The organism is Curtobacterium sp. MCLR17_032, from assembly GCF_003234795.2.
Taxonomy (GTDB): Bacteria; Actinomycetota; Actinomycetes; order Actinomycetales; family Microbacteriaceae; genus Curtobacterium.
On record NZ_CP126268.1, the window covers coordinates 3,220,275 to 3,236,804 of the forward strand.

Here is a 16,530-nt window from a genome sequence, read left to right on the forward strand (position 1 = left end):
CCCCCGCAGCGGATCCCCCTGGAGGCAGTGACCTCGACCAACATACCGATTCGTCCACCCGCTCGGCGCTGCCTGTGGACACCCGCACCGTCCTCCACAGCACCGCCCGTTCACCCGCTGTCTCCACAGGCGCTACCCGGGCAGCCCCCGGTGCAGGGCGCTGGTGGCAGGATGTCGCCATGGACACCGAACCGCAGCTCGACGGCGACTCCGTCGCGAACGACCTCGACGACTTCGACGAGGTCGTGGAGATCGAGCACGAGTCGCTGCCCTCCGACCGCTACTTCGACCGCGAACTGAGCTGGCTCCGTTTCAACCAGCGCGTGCTCGAGCTCGGAGAAGACCGGACGCAGCCGCTGCTCGAGCGCGCGAACTTCCTGGCGATCTTCGCCTCGAACCTCGACGAGTTCTTCATGGTCCGCGTCGCCGGCCTGAAGCGCCGCATCGACACCGGCATCGCCGTCCCGACCAACGTCGGCCGTGCGCCCAGCGACGTCCTGCGCGACATCGCGATGAAGGCCCACGAGCTGCAGGAACGCCACGCGAAGGCGTTCATCGGGTCGCTGAAGCCCGACCTCGACGCTGCCGGCATCCACGTCGAGCACTGGTCTGACCTCGGTGAGGACGACCGGCTCCGGATGCGCGAGTACTTCTCGGAGCAGATCTTCCCGGTGCTCATGCCCCTGGCGGTCGACCCGGCGCACCCGTTCCCGTACATCTCCGGTCTGTCGCTGAACCTGGCTGTCCGGGTGCGGAACCCGAAGTCCCAGCGCCAGGAGTTCGCGCGCCTCAAGGTGCCGCAGAACTACCCGCGCTTCATCAAGCTGCCGGACGACAACTCCGGCCGCCTGCGCTTCATCCCGCTCGAGGACCTGATCGCGAACCACCTCCCCGACCTGTTCCCGGGGATGGAGGTGCTGGAGCACCACGTGTTCCGCATCACCCGCAACGAAGACGTCGAGATCGAAGAGGACGAGGCCGAGAACCTCATCCAGGCGCTGGAGCGCGAACTGCTCCGCCGCCGGTTCGGACCGCCGATCCGGCTCGAGATCACCGAGGACATGGACCCGGTGACCCTCGACCTGCTGGTGCGCGAACTCGACATCACCGAGCAGGAGGTCTACCGCCTGCCGTCGCCGCTCGACCTCGGCGGACTGTTCGAACTGGCGAAGCTGCCGCGCCCGGACCTGCACTACCCGCGCCACGTGCCGACGACCCCGGTGCAGTTCCAGCCGGGCGAGCCGAACACGAAGCCCGACCTGTTCCGCGCGATCGCCGCTCGGGACGTCCTGGTCCACCACCCGTACGAGTCCTTCGCGACGAGCGTGCAGGCGTTCCTCGAGCAGGCCGCCGCCGACCCGAACGTGCTGGCGATCAAGCAGACGCTGTACCGCACCTCCGGCGACTCCCCCATCGTGGAAGCGCTGATCGACGCTGCCGCGGCGGGCAAGCAGGTCCTGGCCCTCGTCGAGATCAAGGCGCGCTTCGACGAGCAGAACAACATCACGTGGGCGCGCAAGCTCGAGAAGGCCGGTGTGCACGTCGTCTACGGCCTGGTCGGGCTGAAGACGCACTCGAAGCTGGTGCTCGTCATCCGGCAAGAGGGCGGGACGCTCAAGCACTACAGCCACATCGGTACGGGCAACTACAACCCGAAGACCTCGCGCATCTACGAGGACATGGGGCTGTTCACCTCGGACGACACGGTCGGCAAGGACCTTACCCGTCTGTTCAACGAGCTGTCCGGGTACGCGATCGAGAAGAAGTTCAAGCGCCTCCTGGTCGCACCGCTGCACCTCCGCAAGGGCCTGGTGAAGCGCATCCAGACGGAAGCGGAGAACGCCCGCGCCGGCAAGCCCTCGGGGATCCGCATCAAGGTCAACTCGATGGTCGACGAACAGATCATCGACGCCCTGTACCTGGCGAGCCAGGCCGGGGTGCCGGTCGACATCTGGGTCCGCGGCATCTGCTCGCTGAAGCCGGGGCTCGAAGGCGTGAGCGAGACGATCCGGGTCCGCAGTGTGGTCGGGCGGTACCTCGAGCACTCCCGGACGTTCGCGTTCCACAACGACGGCGACCCCGCGGTCTTCATCGGCAGCGCAGACATGATGCACCGCAACCTCGACCGCCGCGTCGAGGCCCTCGTCCGCCTCACCACCCCGGCGCACATCACCGAGGTGCAGGAGATGTTCGACCTGGCGATGGCCGAGACGACCAGCTCCTGGCACCTCGAGTCCGACGGCGAGTGGAGCCGTCACTCGACCGACGACGACGGACGCCCGCTCGCCGACGTGCAGAATGTCCTCATGCGGACCATCTCGGCACGGAAGCGTTCCACTCGGTGAGCGGTGGGCAGTCGGGCCCGGTCCTCGCGGCCGGCGCCGTGGTGTGGCGTGACCAGGACGGCGAACCGCTCGTCCTCCTGATCCACCGCGAGCACCACAAGGACGTCTCGTTCCCCAAGGGCAAGGTGGACCCAGGCGAGAGCATCCCCGAGGCCGCCGTCCGTGAGATCGACGAGGAGACCGGGTACCGCGTGTACCTCGGCGCCCCCCTCGGTCTGGCCGAGTACGTGCTGCCGAGCGGTCGCGACAAGGTCGTGCACTACTGGTCTGCCCGGGTGTCCCGGAAAGAGGCCGAGCGCGCGGGAGCGTTCCGCCCGAACGACGAGGTCGCCGCCGTCGAGTGGGTGTCGATCGACGACGCCCGAGCACGTCTGACCTACGAACGGGACGTCGCGATCCTCGACCGGTTCGCCGAACGTGCCGCCGCGAACGAACACGACACGTTCGCCCTGATCGCCCTCCGGCACGCGAAGACCGTCCCCGGCTCGGACTGGGACGGTCCCGACGCCACCCGGCCCCTCCTGCCCCTCGGTCGCGCCCAGGCGAAGGCAGCCGCTGCCCCGGTCGCGGCGTTCGGCCCGAAGAAGATCGTCAGCAGCACCGCGGCCCGGTGCCTGGCGACCGTGGAACCCCTGTCGGCGCGGACGAAGGTCGGGGTGTCCGACACCCCGGACATCTCCCAGGACGCCCACGAGCGGGGGACCGCAGACGTCAAGGGCGTCGTGCGGAAGCGCCTCGACAAGGCGAAGACCGCGGTGCTCTGCTCGCACGGTCCGGTCCTGCCCGACATCGTCGCGCGGATCGCCACCGACACCGCCGACGACACGACGGCGTTCGACCTGCGGCGTGCCGCCATGCTCTCGGTCGGAGAGTTCGCGGTGATGCACATCGCCGGGCGCAAACTCGTGGCCGTCGAGACGCACCGCAACTCCGTCAGCGTCTGACGCCGCGCCACAGCAACACCGGCAGCGCAACAGCGCAGCGCAACAGCGCGGCGCAGCAGCGCCGGAGCGACCGCGCGGAGCAACAGCGCCGAGCAGCACCGCCCGGTGGGCAGCGTGCCCCGATCCTGCTCCTGCGCCCTCCCCGGTGTCCGGCGACCCGCACCGAGTGAACGTCGCGTTCACCTCCCGTTCACCGGGGAGCGTCATCCCGGTCACCTCTCGTCCCTACAGTCACTCCCGGGTCAGCACCGGCCCGGGGACCACACAGCGGTCCCACTGCACTTACATTCCCGAAGGGACCCCTGTGAACATCAAGCGAATCGGCTCGATCGCGGCAATCGCGATCGCCGGCGCCGTCGTGCTCTCCTCCTGCGCGGCGAACGAGGATGCTGGCAACGGCGGCAACTCGTCGTCGCCCGCCGCCTCCTCGGGTGTCGACTACTCGAAGCTCTCCGGCACGCTCACCGGCTCCGGCTCCTCCGCACAGCAGACCGCCGAGGCGACCTGGGCCTCCGGCTTCCAGGGTCAGGCCTCCGGCGTCACCGTGAACTACTCGCCCGACGGTTCGGGCGCTGGCCGCAAGAACTTCATCTCGGGTGCCGCGGACTTCGCCGGCTCCGACGCGGCCCTGTCCGAGGACGAGCTCGGCGGCAAGTTCGCCGCCTGCGCCGCGGACTCGAAGGCCATCGACATCCCGGTCTACATCTCCCCGATCGCGATCGCCTACAAGGTCGACGGTGTCTCGGACCTCACGCTGGACGCCAAGTCCATCGCGGGCATCTTCTCCGGCAAGATCACGAAGTGGAACGACTCGGAGATCGCGTCGCTCAACGACGGCGTGAAGCTGCCGGACGCCGACATCACCGTCGTGCACCGTTCCGACGACTCCGGCACGACCGAGAACTTCTCCGAGTACCTGTCGGAGAACGCGGGCGACGCCTGGGGCAAGGAGCCGAGCCAGACCTTCCCGTTCCAGGTCGGTGACGCGGCGGCGAAGACCTCCGGTGTGGCCTCGGCCATGCAGGGCGCCTCGAACGCCATCACCTACATCGACGACTCCGGCGCCGGTGACCTGGACAAGGCCAAGCTCATGGTCGGCGACAAGGCCACCGAGATCTCGGCCGAGGGCGCTGCGAAGGTCGTCGCCGACTCCGACGTCGCGTCGGGTCGCGAGACCAACGACCTCGCCATCCAGATCGACCGCAAGGACACGGCCGAGAACGCCTGGCCGCTGGTGCTCGTCTCCTACGCCATCGCGTGCCAGGAGTACAAGGACAGCGCCAAGGCCGACCTCGTGAAGGCGTACCTCGGGTACGTCGTCTCGGCGGACGCGCAGAAGGCTGCGGCGACGGAGGCCAAGTCGGCCGCCCTGTCGTCCGACCTGGGCGAGAAGGCCGCCGCGGCGGTCAAGTCCATCAAGTAAGTCCGCAAGCGCCCGGACGCCGGTCCCACCCACCTGACCGGCGTCCGGGCTCTCGCCCGTCGTGACGCGAGTCGCCGGAGCGCACTGCCGAAGCCGGCGGCCTGCCGCACCCGTCACGACCCTGACGCTCCACCTCTCCCCCGAACCCCTCGCGCTCACCCGGCGCGATCCTCCGACAGGAGCCCCATGACGACCGCACCGGTCCGAGACCAGGACATCGCCACCCCGTCCAAGCCGAAGGCCGTCGTGCGCATCGGCGACCGGGTGTTCTCCGCCGCCTCCGTCGCAGCCGGCAGCCTGATCCTCTTCGTCCTCGTCCTCGTCGCGGCGTTCCTCGTCTGGCAGAGCATCCCGGCCTTCAACGCCGAAGCGGGCACCCTGCCGAACAGCGCTGCGAACTTCTGGACCTACGTCGGCCCGCTGGTCTTCGGCACGGTCTGGTCCGCGTTCCTCGCGCTGATCATGGCGGTCCCGCTGGCGATCGGCATCGCGCTCTTCATCTCGCACTACGCACCGCGCCGCCTGGCACCCGTCCTGGGCTACGTCATCGACCTGCTGGCCGCGGTGCCGTCGGTCGTCTACGGCCTCTGGGGCATCGTCGTCCTGGCCCGTTTGGTGAAGCCGCTCTACGCGTTCCTCAACGAGCACTTCGGCTGGATCCCGCTGTTCTCCGGTCCGCTGTCCGGCACGGGTCGCACGATCCTCACCGCGTCGATCGTCCTCGCGGTGATGGCCATCCCGATCATGACCGCGGTCATGCGCGAGATCTTCCTGCAGGCGCCGACCCTCAACGAGGAAGCGGCCCTGGCCCTCGGCGCGACGCGCTGGGAGATGATCCGGATGTCGGTCCTGCCGTTCGCGAAGTCCGGCATCGTGTCGGCGATCATGCTCGGCCTCGGTCGTGCGCTCGGCGAGACGATGGCGATCGCGCTGGTGCTGTCCGTGTCGACGAACATCACCTTCCAGCTCCTCACCCCGCTGAACCCGTCGACCATCGCGGCGAACATCGCCCTGCAGTTCGCCGAGGCCTCCGGGACGGCCCTGAACGCGCTCATCGCGTCCGGCCTGATCCTCTTCGTCATCACCCTGGTCATCAACATGCTCGCGCGGTACATCGTCCGCAAGCGAGTGTCCTGACGGGAAAGGTCGCACCCCGATGTCCCTCGCACTCCGTCAGCCCACCGGCAACGTCTTCGCCAACGGCAAACTCCACAAGTCCGTCCCGTGGCTGCTGCTCCTCGGCAGCTGGGTCGCCCTCGCCCTGGTCTTCGCCCTGCTCAACGCGGGTGGCGCCACGAAGGACTTCAACGTCGTCGCCGCGGTGTTCCTCGGCACGGTCCTGTTCGACGTCCTCATCGTCGTGGTCTCCCGCATCGTCGAGGGTGGTCGCAAGGCCGTCGACCGGCTGATCACCTCGCTGGTCATCACCGCCTTCGTGATCGCGGTCCTGCCGCTGGTGTCGCTCCTCTGGACGGTCCTGGCCGACGGGCTGGCACGATTCGACGCGCAGTTCTTCTCGTACTCGATGCGCGGGGTCATCTCCGAGGGCGGCGGCGCGGTGCACGCGCTGATCGGCACGCTCGAGATCACCCTGTTCGCGGCGCTCATCAGCGTCCCGATCGGTCTGCTCACCTCGATCTACCTGGTCGAGTACGGCACGGGCATCCTCGCCCGGGGCATCACCTTCTTCGTGGACGTGATGACCGGCATCCCCTCGATCGTCGCCGGTCTGTTCGCCTACTCGCTGTTCGCGCTGTTCCTCGGCCCGGGTGCGCGCTTCGGCCTGGTCGGTTCGGTCGCCCTCGCGGTGCTGATGATCCCGATCGTCGTGCGCTCCACCGAAGAGGTCCTGAAGATCGTGCCGATGGAGCTCCGCGAGGCCTCGTACGCCCTGGGGGTGCCGAAGTGGCTGACGATCGTCAAGGTCGTCCTGCCCACGAGCCTCGCCGGCATCACGACCGGTGTCATGCTCTCGATCGCTCGCGTCATCGGTGAAACCGCTCCGCTGCTGGTCACCGCCGGGTTCACGTCGAGCATGAACTACGACCTGTTCAAGGACCCGATGATGACGCTGCCGGTGTTCGCGTACACGCAGTACTCGCAGCAGGGCGCCAACCCGGTGCCGTTCGTCGACCGGGCCTGGACCGCGGCGCTGCTCCTCATCCTCATCGTGATGCTGCTCAACCTGCTGGCCCGCTTCATCACCCGTCTCTTCGCGCCCAAGCTCCCCCGCTAGCCTCCCCCGCCAGCGCGACAGCAACCCGACGACCACCCAACCCAGAAGGATCCACGTGTCCAAGCGCATCGAGGTCGACGGCCTCAACGTCTTCTACTCGAAGTTCAAGGCGGTCGAGGGCGTCGACATGACGATCGAGCCCCGCACCGTCACCGCCTTCATCGGTCCGTCCGGCTGCGGCAAGTCGACGTTCCTCCGCACGCTGAACCGCATGCACGAGGTCATCCCCGGCGCCTACGTCGAGGGCTCCGTCAAGATCGACGGCGACGACCTGTACGCCCCGGGCGTCGACCCGGTCATCGTCCGCCGCCAGGTCGGCATGGTCTTCCAGCGTCCGAACCCGTTCCCGACGATGTCCATCAAGGACAACGTGCTGGCCGGCGTGAAGCTCAACAACAAGCGCGTCTCGCGCTCCGAGGCCGACGACATCGTCGAGCGGTCGCTGCAGGGCGCGAACCTGTGGAACGAGGTCAAGGACCGTCTCGAGAAGCCCGGCATGGGCCTCTCCGGTGGTCAGCAGCAGCGTCTCTGCATCGCCCGTGCGATCGCGGTGCAGCCGGACGTGCTGCTCATGGACGAGCCGTGCTCCGCGCTCGACCCGATCTCGACGCTCGCCATCGAGGACCTCATCGAGGAGCTGAAGAAGGAGTTCACGATCGTCATCGTGACCCACAACATGCAGCAGGCCTCGCGCGTCAGCGACAAGACGGCGTTCTTCAACATCGCCGGCACCGGCCAGCCGGGCCACCTCATCGAGTACGACGACACCGCGACGATCTTCTCGAACCCGTCCGTCAAGTCGACCGAGGACTACGTCTCGGGTCGCTTCGGGTGATCGACGCCACGACCGTCTGCTGACGGTCCAGCCGGGAGGCCCGGTGCACGTCCGCCACGGACGGCACCGGGCCTCCCGCGTTGCGTCCACGACCGAGCCGCCACCGTACACGACGAGGCCGACCGGACCCGACGAGGCCGACCGACGAGACCGCCCCGCACACGACGACGCCCCCGTGACCGATGTGGTCACGGGGGCGTCGTCCTGAACCGTCAGGGGCCGGTCACGCCTCGGACGTGGGGACGGCGACGACCGGCTTGGTCGTGGGCTGCTTCGAGCCCCCGGCCGGCTCGACCGTGATGCCGATCATGTCGCCGGTGCCCATGGTGCCGCGGAGGACGGCCGAGCGGACGCCACCGTCGACGTCGTCCATCAGGCCGGCTGCCGTGATCGTGCCGCCGGACTCCGGCGAACCGATGTACCAGAGCTCGTACGTCTTGTCCTTCGGCGCCGCACTGACACCGTCGAGGATGACCGCGGACCGCTGCAGCTGCCCGGACCACACGACGGTGGCCGTGCCGCCGCCCTTGACCTTGGCGGTGCTGCGCTGGAAGTCCGGGGCCGCGTAGATCTGGTCGAGGCCGGAAGCGGCCTGCGTGGTCGCCGGCGCTCCCCCGTCGTCCTGCAGCAGCGTGCCACCGACGCCGAACCCGACGCTGAGGAGCACGACGGCGCCGGCCGCAGCCATGCTGAGCATCGCGGCGGGACGCTGGAACCAGCGGGCCCGAGCTGTCGACGCGGCGCGACCCGGAGCGGACTGCAGGTCGGTGACCGGTGTGGCGGGCGTGACGTCCGGGGCGGACGCGTTGCGGGCCTCCCGGACGGGTTCCGGCGTGACGCGGGAGTCGTCCAGGGCGGGCAGCTGCGGCGTCGTCTGGATCTTCGCCAGCAGCGAGGTCCTGAGGGACGCGGACGGCTCGATCGGGGACACCGCGAAGGCAAGGGCCAGCGCGGTCTCGCGCAGGGAGTCGGACTCGCGCTGCAGCTCCGGGGAGTCGGACAGCGCCCGCTCGACGGAGGCACGCTCGTCGTCGGTCAGTGCGTTCAACGCGTGCGAGCCGGTCATCAGCTCGGGGTCGTCGTGACGGTCGGTCATGACGTCACCCCCATCTCGTCGCGGAGTCGGATCATCCCGTCGCGGAGACGGGTCTTGACGGTGCCGATCGGCACCCCGAGCTTCTCAGCCATCTCACTGTGCGAGAACCCGCCGTAGTAGGCGAGCTGCACGGCCTGACGCTGGAACTCGGTGAGGCGGGACAGTGCCCGGCTGACGCGTTCGTGTTCGAGTCGGATCTCGACGGACTCGGACACCGAGTCGAAGTCGGTCTCGAAGTCGCGGATGCCGATCTTGGTGTCGCGGTCACGGGAGGACTGCGACGCCCGGACCCGGTCGACCGCTCGGCGGTGCGCCATCGTGAGGACCCAGCTGGCGGCACTGCCGCGGGCTTGGTCGAAGCGGGTGGCCTGCTGCCAGACCTCGAGGAAGACCTCTTGCGTGACCTCTTCCGACTGGGCGCGGTCCTTGAGGAGCCGCGTCACGAGTCCGAGGACCCGACCGGAGAGTTCGTCGTACAGGTCGGCGAAGGCAGCCTGGTCGCCGGTCGCGACCCGACTGAGCAGGTCGTCCGCCGACACCGGCTCCGGCGCGGCGGGAGTCCAACCATCCATGTCGCCTTCCACGAGAGTGAGCATTGCAGGTTTTCCTCCTTCCCGTGTGTACGGCGTCCACCGCGCGCTCTGGACAGAGCGCTCGGCGACTGCGGTCGCGGTGGTCATCAGCTGGTCCCGTTCGGATCGGGTCGCGGCAGCGGTCGCTGCGCGGATGGTGCCGGTCGGTGTGACGAGGTCCCCGGACGACCCACAGGGAATTGACCCGCGAGCGGGCCCGGGTCGTCCGGGGACCTCGTGTGGGCGTCTTGCGACTCCCACGGTGATGATTCGGCACCGTCGCCCCGTCGGATTGGGTCGGGGCGGAATTGCGTGAGGAACGCTTCGGATCGAGGTGGGTCGCTGTCGGACCGGGGTGGGCCGACGGTGTGGGCCGGGACGCGCCTCCCGGCCGGTCGCTCCGCGCATGACGGCACGGGTGACGGCGCCCGTGTGACGGCGCGCCCGGGGGTCGGATCTGTCCACCGAGAGTGAACACCTGGGGACGACGCGGCGGACGTCTCGTACACTTGGAGACGCCGGGCCGCAGCAAGCCCCGGGCTCCAATATTCGCCGCTTCGAGCGGCCTCGCGCCGAGAGGCGCTTTCTGCGGCCCGGTCTTCTCATGTTCGGATCCGGACGGCTCCCGCGCCACGGCCGGGAGGCGCGTCAGCGGTCCGCCCGTCGGCTCACCGCCGTGGGTGGCTGCGTCCGTGTCGGGCTGTGCCCGCCCTGTCCGTGTCGGGCCGTGCTGTTCGGGCCGTCCGCGTCAGTCCAGGCTCTCGCGACGCCACAGCGCCGCCGCGGCCGACAGGTCCTCGGCCAGCTCCGCCAGCCGGAAGGCGCGCGTGGTGAGGGCCGAGGCACGTTCCGCGGCCGAGACGTCGGCGTCGTCCGCCACCGAGGTCGCTCCCGCCGCCGTCAGCCGCGCGAACGCCGCTCCGCGCTCGAGCGCCACCGCGAAGTCCCCGGTGTAGAGGCCGTGCAGGATCCGGTCCGACAGGGTCAGGATCTCCGCCGGACCCGTCGGTTCCTCGGCACCCGCGACCGCCTGGTCGATCGTACCGATCAGCTCCGTGCCCCGCTCGAAGAGGTACGCGATCTCCTCCGGGTTCTGCCGGATCACGGTGCGGACCAGGTAGATCCGCCACAGCGCCCCGGGCAGGGTGTGCGGACCCACGCGGGCCCACAGCTCCGCGATCGCCTCGATGCCGTGCACGTCCGTGTAGGTGACCAGGCGCTCGACGACGGCCGGATCCGGGTCCTCGCGCACCCGGTGCAGCAGGGCGTTGGCGGTGTCGTGGGCGACGCGGTTCACCAGCGCCGGGTCCTCACCACCCTGGAGGGCAGCGAACTCGGCATCGGTGAACTGGACGGGACGGTGGTGTTCGCGAGGCACCGCGACAGTGTAGGCGCTGCTCTCCCGATACCCTTGGGGGCGAGGGCCTCTAGCTCAGTTGGTAGAGCACCGGACTTTTAATCCGAGGGTCGTGGGTTCGAGCCCCACGGGGCCCACCTCTGGTCGGACCGCCTCTGGGTTCCTCGTCGTCTCGCACCGCGGACAGGATGCTCGTTGTGGGGGTACCCCGGCACGGCGACGATGTGATGTGGTGCTGACATGCCCAGCCCCACCATGGACTCCGCACCGCACGACGACGTCTTCACCCGTACACAGATCGTCGACGCGATGATCCGGGTGCTCCACGAACTGCCCCTGCACGAAGTCACCCCTGCCCGCGTCGCCGACGAGGCGAACGCCACCCCCGAGACCCTCGACGCGTCGTTCCCGAGCTGGGACGGCCTGCTCCTGGCGACGATCGACCGGTGGAACGACCGCCGCACGACGCCGCTGACGCCCCTCGCCGCCGAGTTCGGGACCATCCGGTTCCTCCGCGCGATCGTCACCGCCAACGTCGAGGACCCGTCGCTGATGCGCTTCCTGACCTCCACGCTGAACATCGCCGCAGCGCCGAAGCACCCGCTCGCGCCGATGCTGCACATCCGCTGGCGCAAGTTCCACGCCTTCGTGCAGCAGAGCCTCATGCAGGACATCGCGGCCGGTCGGGAGCCGCACACGATGGAACCGTCCCGCGGTGCCGAGCAGCTCCTGGCCACGTACGAGGGGCTCCAGCTGCAGTCCATGGTCCGGCCGGAGATGGACCTGCTCGAGTCGTTCGACCGTGCGGTGACGCGTCTGCGCGAGGGATGGTCCCGCGAGTACGTGCCGCCGGTGTGGGACCTGGGCCGCGCCAGCTGACGTCTCGGGGTACAAGTCGTCCCCAGGTGATCCATGGCCGGCACTCTGTCCACATCAGTGCACCGCTCAGCCGGCTGGTGGATTCGCCTCGATATGGTCGTTCCTGGTTCCGCTCACCGCGGGACACCAGCACTGAACGAACCACACCGAACGGGGTACATCGTGATCGAGCCCATCGACGCCACGCAGACCAGCTCCACCGGTGACGCGCGCCGCCTCGTGGAGCTCGCCGCCGCCACCGGGACGGAGATGAGCGACGAGCTGCTGCTCGACGCGCTGCGGCGCGGGGCCGCGGTCAGCGTCCGCCACATCCGCAAGGACTTCACCGAGGTCGCGACCGCCACCGCCGTGCTCGGGTACGTCGTCCGCCAGCGCAAGGACTTCCTCGCGCTGCGCGGCGACGACCCGGCGTGGGCGCAGGAGATCGGTCGCTACCCCAGCGAATCACTCGCCGTCGAGGCCCTGCGGATGCGCCGGGGCTGACCGGAAGTCGCGACGGCGACCGCCCAGCCAGGTAGCCAGCCAGCCAGTGACGGCGTGTCAGGACCAGATGCGGCGGATCCCCCACGAGCCTGTCCAGGACTCGTCGGCTCCGAGCCAGCGCAGCCCCTCGCCCGAGTTCAGGGCGTCGGCGGGTGCGGTCATCGGCTCGACGGCGACCGCCAGCCCCTTGCCGTCACCGCGGGGGAACTCGCGCGACGTGAAGACCTGCACGTAGGGGAACGAGGCGTCCTGCCACAGCTCGACACCGTCGCCCTCCGGCCCGTGCAGCGTCGTGCGACGGATGCCCTCGTCGTCGGGCGTCACGTCCGTGTACGCGGTGTCCAGGTCCGAGTCGCCCGCACGGCGGCCCGCGCGGAGGTCCAGGTCGGTGCCCTCGACGGGCTGCGTGCCGTTCGGGATCTTCCGGTCGTCGACGGTGAACGCCGTCGCTGCGTCCAGCCGGACGACCAGGTCCTCGGCCGGGGTGTCGCCGGCGCGCAGGTACGGGTGCGACCCGATGGCGAACGGCGCCGGGCGACCCGAGCGGTTCGTCACCGTGTGGGTGATCCGGATGCCGTCCTCGACCAGCTCGTGGTGCACGCGGGTCTCGAGGGTGAACGGCCAGCCGTGCTGCGGGTGGATCGTGGCCTGCTGCTCGATCGACGACTCGGTCTGGTCCACCACGCGGTACGGCGCGAAGCGGAGCAGCCCGTGCGAGGCGTTGCCGTACTTCGGCTCCGAGATGTCCAACTGCTGGGTCGCCCCGTCGAGCTGCCAGGCACCTCCGGCGACGCGGTTCGGCCACGGTGCGAGCACGATGCCGTTCGCCCCGGCCGGAGCCTCGCTGGCGGGGAACGGCTCGGTGAGGTCGAAGCCCGCGACCCGGAGTTCGCGGAGACCTGCGGCCACCTCGGTGACGACGGCCTCGACGACACCGTCCGGTCCGGCGTGCCGCAGGTGGTACTGACCGCCCGTGGGGGCTGCTGTGCTGGCCGCTGTGCTCATGGTGTCTGCTTCCTCTCCGATGCGCGGGTCGTCCCCGCTGGTCCGTCCGCGACGACCACGTGGACGCCGGCCGCCCGGATCGGGTCGACCGCGTCCGCGCTGACGCCCGCGGTGACGACGACGTCGACGTCCTGCAGCGTGCTCACCACGCCGATGTCGGCCCGGCCGAACTTCGACCCGTCCGCGACGACGACGGTACGCCTGCCCGCCGCCGCGAGGACCCGCTTCGCCTCGGTCTCGGGCAGGTTCACGTTGGTCAGGCCGTGCGCCACGTCGAGCCCGGTGCCACCGAGGAACACCAGGTCCGCAGACAGCATCGGCAGCACGGTCGCGTTGAACGGTGCGACGAGCGAGTGCTGCAGCGGCCGGAGCGTGCCCCCGGTGACGACGACGGTGAACCGCGGGACGGCCCGTTCGAGTGAGAGTGCGGTGGTGAGCGAGTTCGTGACGACGGTGACGTCGACCAGGTCCTCGCGGGCGACGAGGGCCTCGGCGACGGCCGCGGGCGTGGTGCCGACGTCGAGGACGATGCACTGCCCGGAGCGCACCAGGTCCGCCGCGGCCCGGCCGATCGCGGCCTTGGCGGTGCTGTTCTCGACGGCGGTCTCCTCGAGCGGACGCTCGCGCGACCCGGCCCCGAGGCGGACGGCACCGCCGTGCACCCGGCGGATCCGGGCCTCCCGGTCGAGCGCAGCCAGGTCCTGGCGGACCGTCACCTCGCTCGTGCCGACGGCGGCGGCCAGCGCCGCGGTCCGGACCATTCCCGGGGCACCGTCCAGGAGCGCGACGATGCGGTCCTGCCGCAGCAGCGCGGGCAGGACGGAAGGCTCGTCAGACGTCACAGCACGAGTTTCGTCTGCTTCCACTTGCTTTCGCAACCCTTCGCGCGCGGGTAGAGTGCAGCGGTGATCACGAAACGTGCGACGACGCTCGCGGACGGCCGCGACCTCTTCTACTTCGACGACGCCGACTCGACGCTGCCCGCTGAGCGCAGCATCGACGAGCGTGTCCTGGACCCGCGGCCGGCGACGGCCCGGATGCGCCAGGACGTCCTGACCGGCGAGTGGGTGTCGATCGCGAGCGCGCGGCAGAACCGGGTGTTCCTGCCGCCCGCCGACCAGGACCCGCTCGCGCCACAGACGGCCGCGAACCCGTCCGAGATCCCGAGCCGGTACGACGTCGCGGTGTTCGAGAACCGGTCGCCGTCCTTCGGGCCGGACCTGGTCGGCGACGACGCGCCGTCGTCCCTCGAGTCACTGTCGGACGTCGGCCTGAACCGGCAGCTCCGCTCGGTCGGCCGCTGCGAGGTCGTCTGCTTCTCCCCCGAGACCAGCGGCTCGTTCGCTTCCATCTCCGAGTCGCGTGCACGCACCGTCGTCGAGGCCTGGGCCGACCGCACCGCCGCGCTGTCCGCGATGCCCGGCATCCAGCAGGTGTTCCCGTTCGAGAACCGGGGCGAGGCGATCGGCGTCACCCTGCACCACCCGCACGGCCAGATCTACGCGTACCCGTACGTGACCCCGCGCACGCAGCGACTGCTGTCGTCGATCGAGCGCTTCGGCCCGGACCTGTTCGAGCAGCACCTGGCGAACGAGCGCGGCTCCGAGCGGGTCGTCCTCGCCGGCGAGCACTTCACCGCCTTCGTGCCGTTCGCCGCGCGCTGGCCCGTCGAGATCCACATGCTGCCGCACCGCCACGTGCCGGACTTCGCCGGGCTCACCGACGCCGAGAAGGACGAGCTCGCGCACCTGCACCTACGGCTCACCCGCGGTCTCGACGCCCTCTACGGCGACCCGACCCCGTACATCGCCGCGTGGCACCAGGCCCCGGTGCACACCGGCCGCGACACCGTGCGGCTGATGCTGCAGATCACGTCCCCGCGTCGGTCGGCGGACAAGTTGAAGTTCCTGGCCGGCAGTGAGGCCGCGATGGGCGCCTGGATCGGGGACCTCGTCCCGGAGAAGGCCGCCGAGTTCATCCGAGGAGGGATCGAACGAGCATGACGTTCCAGCAGGTGTTCGGGTACGAGCCGGCGGTGCGGTACTCCGCCCCCGGCCGCGTCAACCTGATCGGTGAGCACACCGACTACAACGACGGGTACGTGCTGCCCTTCGCGATCGACCGGCGCACGACGTCGGACATCGCGCCGCGCGAGGACCGGGTCATCCGCGTCGCGTCGTCGTTCGACCTGGAGGGCGGCCCGGTGTCGCTGTCCCTCGACGACCTCGACCCCGCCCACATGACGGGTTGGTCGGCGTACGTCTTCGGCATCGCCTGGGCTCTCCGCGAGCAGGCCGGCGCGGATCTGTCCGACCGCACCGGGTTCGACGTCTTCATCGACTCGGACGTGCCGGTCGGCGCCGGACTGTCGTCGAGTGCCGCGATCGAGTGCGGTGTCGCCCTGGCGTTCACCGACCTGTGGGAGCTCGGACTCGACCGGAAGACCCTGGCCCGCGTCGGCCAGTACTCCGAGAACCACGCCGTCGGTGCCCCCACCGGCATCATGGACCAGTCCGCGTCGCTGCTCGGCGAACAGGACGCCGTCGTGTTCCTCGACTGCCGCACGCTCGACACCGCCGTGGTGGACTTGGCGCTCGAGGCGAACGACCTCGAGATCCTGGTCGTCGACACTCGCGTCGAGCACGCCCACGCGACCGGCGGGTACAAGGCCCGTCGTGACTCGTGCGAGAAGGGCGCCGAGGTGCTCGGTGTCCCGGCCCTCCGCGACGTGTCGGTCGACGATCTGCCGCGTGCCCAGGAGCTGCTCGACGACGAGACCTTCCGTCGGGTGCGGCACATCGTGACCGAGGACCAGCGCGTCCTCGACACCGTCCGGACGCTGCGCGAGCAGGGGCCCCGGGCGATCGGCTCGTTGCTCGTCGCCTCGCACGAGTCGATGCGCGACGACTTCGAGATCTCGGTGCCGGAGCTCGACCTGGCGGTGTCGACCGCGGTCGAGCACGGCGCCGTCGGCGCGCGCATGACCGGTGGCGGGTTCGGTGGCGCGGCCATCGCGCTCGTCGACCGGGAGGCCCGTGACCGGATCGCCGCGGCCGTCACCGCCGCCTTCGCCTCGGCCGGGTACCGCGAGCCGACCGTGTTCACGGTGCGCGCGGCGCAGGGCGCGCGCCGCGACGCGTAGCGCGCGGGCCGGCCGCCGCCGCGCCCGCGGCGCCTCCGCACAACAGCAACCGCCTCGCACCACGGGAAACCGTGGCGCGAGGCGGTTCCCGTTGTGCGGGTGCCAACGGCACCACGGCCGGGCCGGCGCCGTCGTCGTCGGCGCACGCCGCGCCTCCCGGCCGCCGCGCAGGGCGCGTAGCGCGCGGGCCCCGGGCCGCGGGCCGCGGGCCGC

15 protein-coding genes and 1 tRNA gene are annotated in these 16,530 nt (G+C 70.2%); 11 read left to right on the forward strand and 5 right to left on the reverse strand.

All coding sequences use genetic code 11. From position 1 onward, the window contains the following. The first annotated feature begins 179 nt into the window (after positions 1 to 179). From DEI97_RS15290 to pstB, 6 genes are all read left to right on the forward strand, one after another. Entirely contained in the window at positions 180 to 2,345 is a 2,166-nt protein-coding gene (locus DEI97_RS15290) for an RNA degradosome polyphosphate kinase (RefSeq protein WP_111073826.1), read from the forward strand. Then, the gene (locus tag DEI97_RS15295; RefSeq protein WP_111073827.1) at positions 2,342 to 3,289 is read left to right on the forward strand and encodes an NUDIX hydrolase; all 948 of its coding nucleotides are present in this window, start codon (positions 2,342 to 2,344) and stop codon (positions 3,287 to 3,289) included. Before DEI97_RS15290 ends, DEI97_RS15295 begins: the two co-directional genes overlap by 4 nt. A gap of 304 nt (positions 3,290 to 3,593) precedes the next feature. Next, on the forward strand, positions 3,594 to 4,712 hold the full coding sequence (locus DEI97_RS15300) for a phosphate ABC transporter substrate-binding protein PstS (protein WP_111073828.1): 1,119 nt from the start codon (positions 3,594 to 3,596) through the stop codon (positions 4,710 to 4,712). Positions 4,713 to 4,898: 186 nt separating this feature from the next. Next, positions 4,899 to 5,849, forward strand: a complete 951-nt coding sequence (gene pstC, locus DEI97_RS15305; RefSeq protein WP_111073829.1) for a phosphate ABC transporter permease subunit PstC — start codon at positions 4,899 to 4,901, stop codon at positions 5,847 to 5,849. A 19-nt stretch (positions 5,850 to 5,868) separates the two neighbouring features. Next, on the forward strand, positions 5,869 to 6,948 hold the full coding sequence (gene pstA / locus DEI97_RS15310; RefSeq protein ID WP_111073830.1) for a phosphate ABC transporter permease PstA: 1,080 nt from the start codon (positions 5,869 to 5,871) through the stop codon (positions 6,946 to 6,948). A 55-nt stretch (positions 6,949 to 7,003) separates the two neighbouring features. Continuing rightward, a complete protein-coding gene (pstB, locus tag DEI97_RS15315) occupies positions 7,004 to 7,783 on the forward strand; it encodes a phosphate ABC transporter ATP-binding protein PstB (protein WP_111073831.1) in 780 nt (259 codons plus the stop codon). Positions 7,784 to 8,006: 223 nt separating this feature from the next. Here pstB and DEI97_RS15320 read toward each other — a convergent pair whose 3' ends face one another. The 3 genes from DEI97_RS15320 to DEI97_RS15330 form a co-directional block, all read right to left on the reverse strand. After that, positions 8,007 to 8,879, reverse strand: a complete 873-nt coding sequence (locus DEI97_RS15320) for an anti-sigma factor (RefSeq protein ID WP_111073832.1) — start codon at positions 8,877 to 8,879, stop codon at positions 8,007 to 8,009. After that, positions 8,876 to 9,475 (reverse strand): ECF RNA polymerase sigma factor SigK, encoded by a 600-nt coding sequence (gene sigK, locus DEI97_RS15325; RefSeq protein ID WP_111073833.1) that lies wholly within the window; start codon positions 9,473 to 9,475, stop codon positions 8,876 to 8,878. The genes DEI97_RS15320 and sigK overlap by 4 nt, the downstream gene beginning before the upstream one ends. A 724-nt stretch (positions 9,476 to 10,199) precedes the next feature. Beyond that, complete coding sequence (locus tag DEI97_RS15330; protein WP_111073834.1) at positions 10,200 to 10,829, reverse strand: DNA-directed RNA polymerase subunit beta; 630 nt, start codon at positions 10,827 to 10,829, stop codon at positions 10,200 to 10,202. Positions 10,830 to 10,872: 43 nt separating this feature from the next. Between DEI97_RS15330 and DEI97_RS15335 the strand changes: the two genes are divergently transcribed. The 3 genes from DEI97_RS15335 to DEI97_RS15345 all read left to right on the forward strand — a co-directional run bounded on the left by DEI97_RS15335 (position 10,873) and on the right by DEI97_RS15345 (position 12,170). Further along, positions 10,873 to 10,945, forward strand: a tRNA-Lys gene (locus DEI97_RS15335). A 103-nt stretch (positions 10,946 to 11,048) separates the two neighbouring features. Further along, positions 11,049 to 11,687, forward strand: coding sequence for a TetR/AcrR family transcriptional regulator (locus tag DEI97_RS15340; RefSeq protein ID WP_146248062.1), 639 nt, complete (start codon positions 11,049 to 11,051; stop codon positions 11,685 to 11,687). Between the two features lie 162 nt (positions 11,688 to 11,849). Further along, a complete protein-coding gene (locus tag DEI97_RS15345; RefSeq protein ID WP_111073836.1) occupies positions 11,850 to 12,170 on the forward strand; it encodes a hypothetical protein in 321 nt (106 codons plus the stop codon). A 57-nt stretch (positions 12,171 to 12,227) separates the two neighbouring features. Here DEI97_RS15345 and DEI97_RS15350 read toward each other — a convergent pair whose 3' ends face one another. Beyond that, the gene (locus DEI97_RS15350) at positions 12,228 to 13,175 is read right to left on the reverse strand and encodes an aldose 1-epimerase family protein (RefSeq protein ID WP_111073837.1); all 948 of its coding nucleotides are present in this window, start codon (positions 13,173 to 13,175) and stop codon (positions 12,228 to 12,230) included. Next, on the reverse strand, positions 13,172 to 14,017 hold the full coding sequence (locus DEI97_RS15355) for a DeoR/GlpR family DNA-binding transcription regulator (protein ID WP_111073838.1): 846 nt from the start codon (positions 14,015 to 14,017) through the stop codon (positions 13,172 to 13,174). Before DEI97_RS15355 ends, DEI97_RS15350 begins: the two co-directional genes overlap by 4 nt. A gap of 63 nt (positions 14,018 to 14,080) precedes the next feature. Here DEI97_RS15355 and galT point away from each other — a divergent pair, with 63 nt between their 5' ends. Next, positions 14,081 to 15,178, forward strand: a complete 1,098-nt coding sequence (gene galT, locus DEI97_RS15360) for a galactose-1-phosphate uridylyltransferase (RefSeq protein ID WP_111073839.1) — start codon at positions 14,081 to 14,083, stop codon at positions 15,176 to 15,178. Further along, a complete protein-coding gene (gene galK / locus DEI97_RS15365; RefSeq protein WP_111073840.1) occupies positions 15,175 to 16,317 on the forward strand; it encodes a galactokinase in 1,143 nt (380 codons plus the stop codon). The genes galT and galK overlap by 4 nt, the downstream gene beginning before the upstream one ends. Positions 16,318 to 16,530 lie beyond the last annotated feature (213 nt).

Excerpts from the sequence above, each read along its gene's own strand:
- pstC (WP_111073829.1), top strand. The coding sequence starts at position 4,899 with ATGACGACCGCACCGGTCCGAGACCAGGACATCGCCACCCCGTCCAAG.
- sigK (WP_111073833.1), bottom strand. The coding sequence starts at position 9,475 with ATGCTCACTCTCGTGGAAGGCGACATGGATGGTTGGACTCCCGCCGCG.
- pstA (WP_111073830.1), top strand. The coding sequence starts at position 5,869 with ATGTCCCTCGCACTCCGTCAGCCCACCGGCAACGTCTTCGCCAACGGC.
- DEI97_RS15340 (WP_146248062.1), top strand. The coding sequence starts at position 11,049 with ATGCCCAGCCCCACCATGGACTCCGCACCGCACGACGACGTCTTCACC.
- DEI97_RS15290 (WP_111073826.1), top strand. The coding sequence starts at position 180 with ATGGACACCGAACCGCAGCTCGACGGCGACTCCGTCGCGAACGACCTC.
- DEI97_RS15350 (WP_111073837.1), bottom strand. The coding sequence starts at position 13,175 with ATGAGCACAGCGGCCAGCACAGCAGCCCCCACGGGCGGTCAGTACCAC.
- galK (WP_111073840.1), top strand. The coding sequence starts at position 15,175 with ATGACGTTCCAGCAGGTGTTCGGGTACGAGCCGGCGGTGCGGTACTCC.
- DEI97_RS15320 (WP_111073832.1), bottom strand. The coding sequence starts at position 8,879 with ATGACCGACCGTCACGACGACCCCGAGCTGATGACCGGCTCGCACGCG.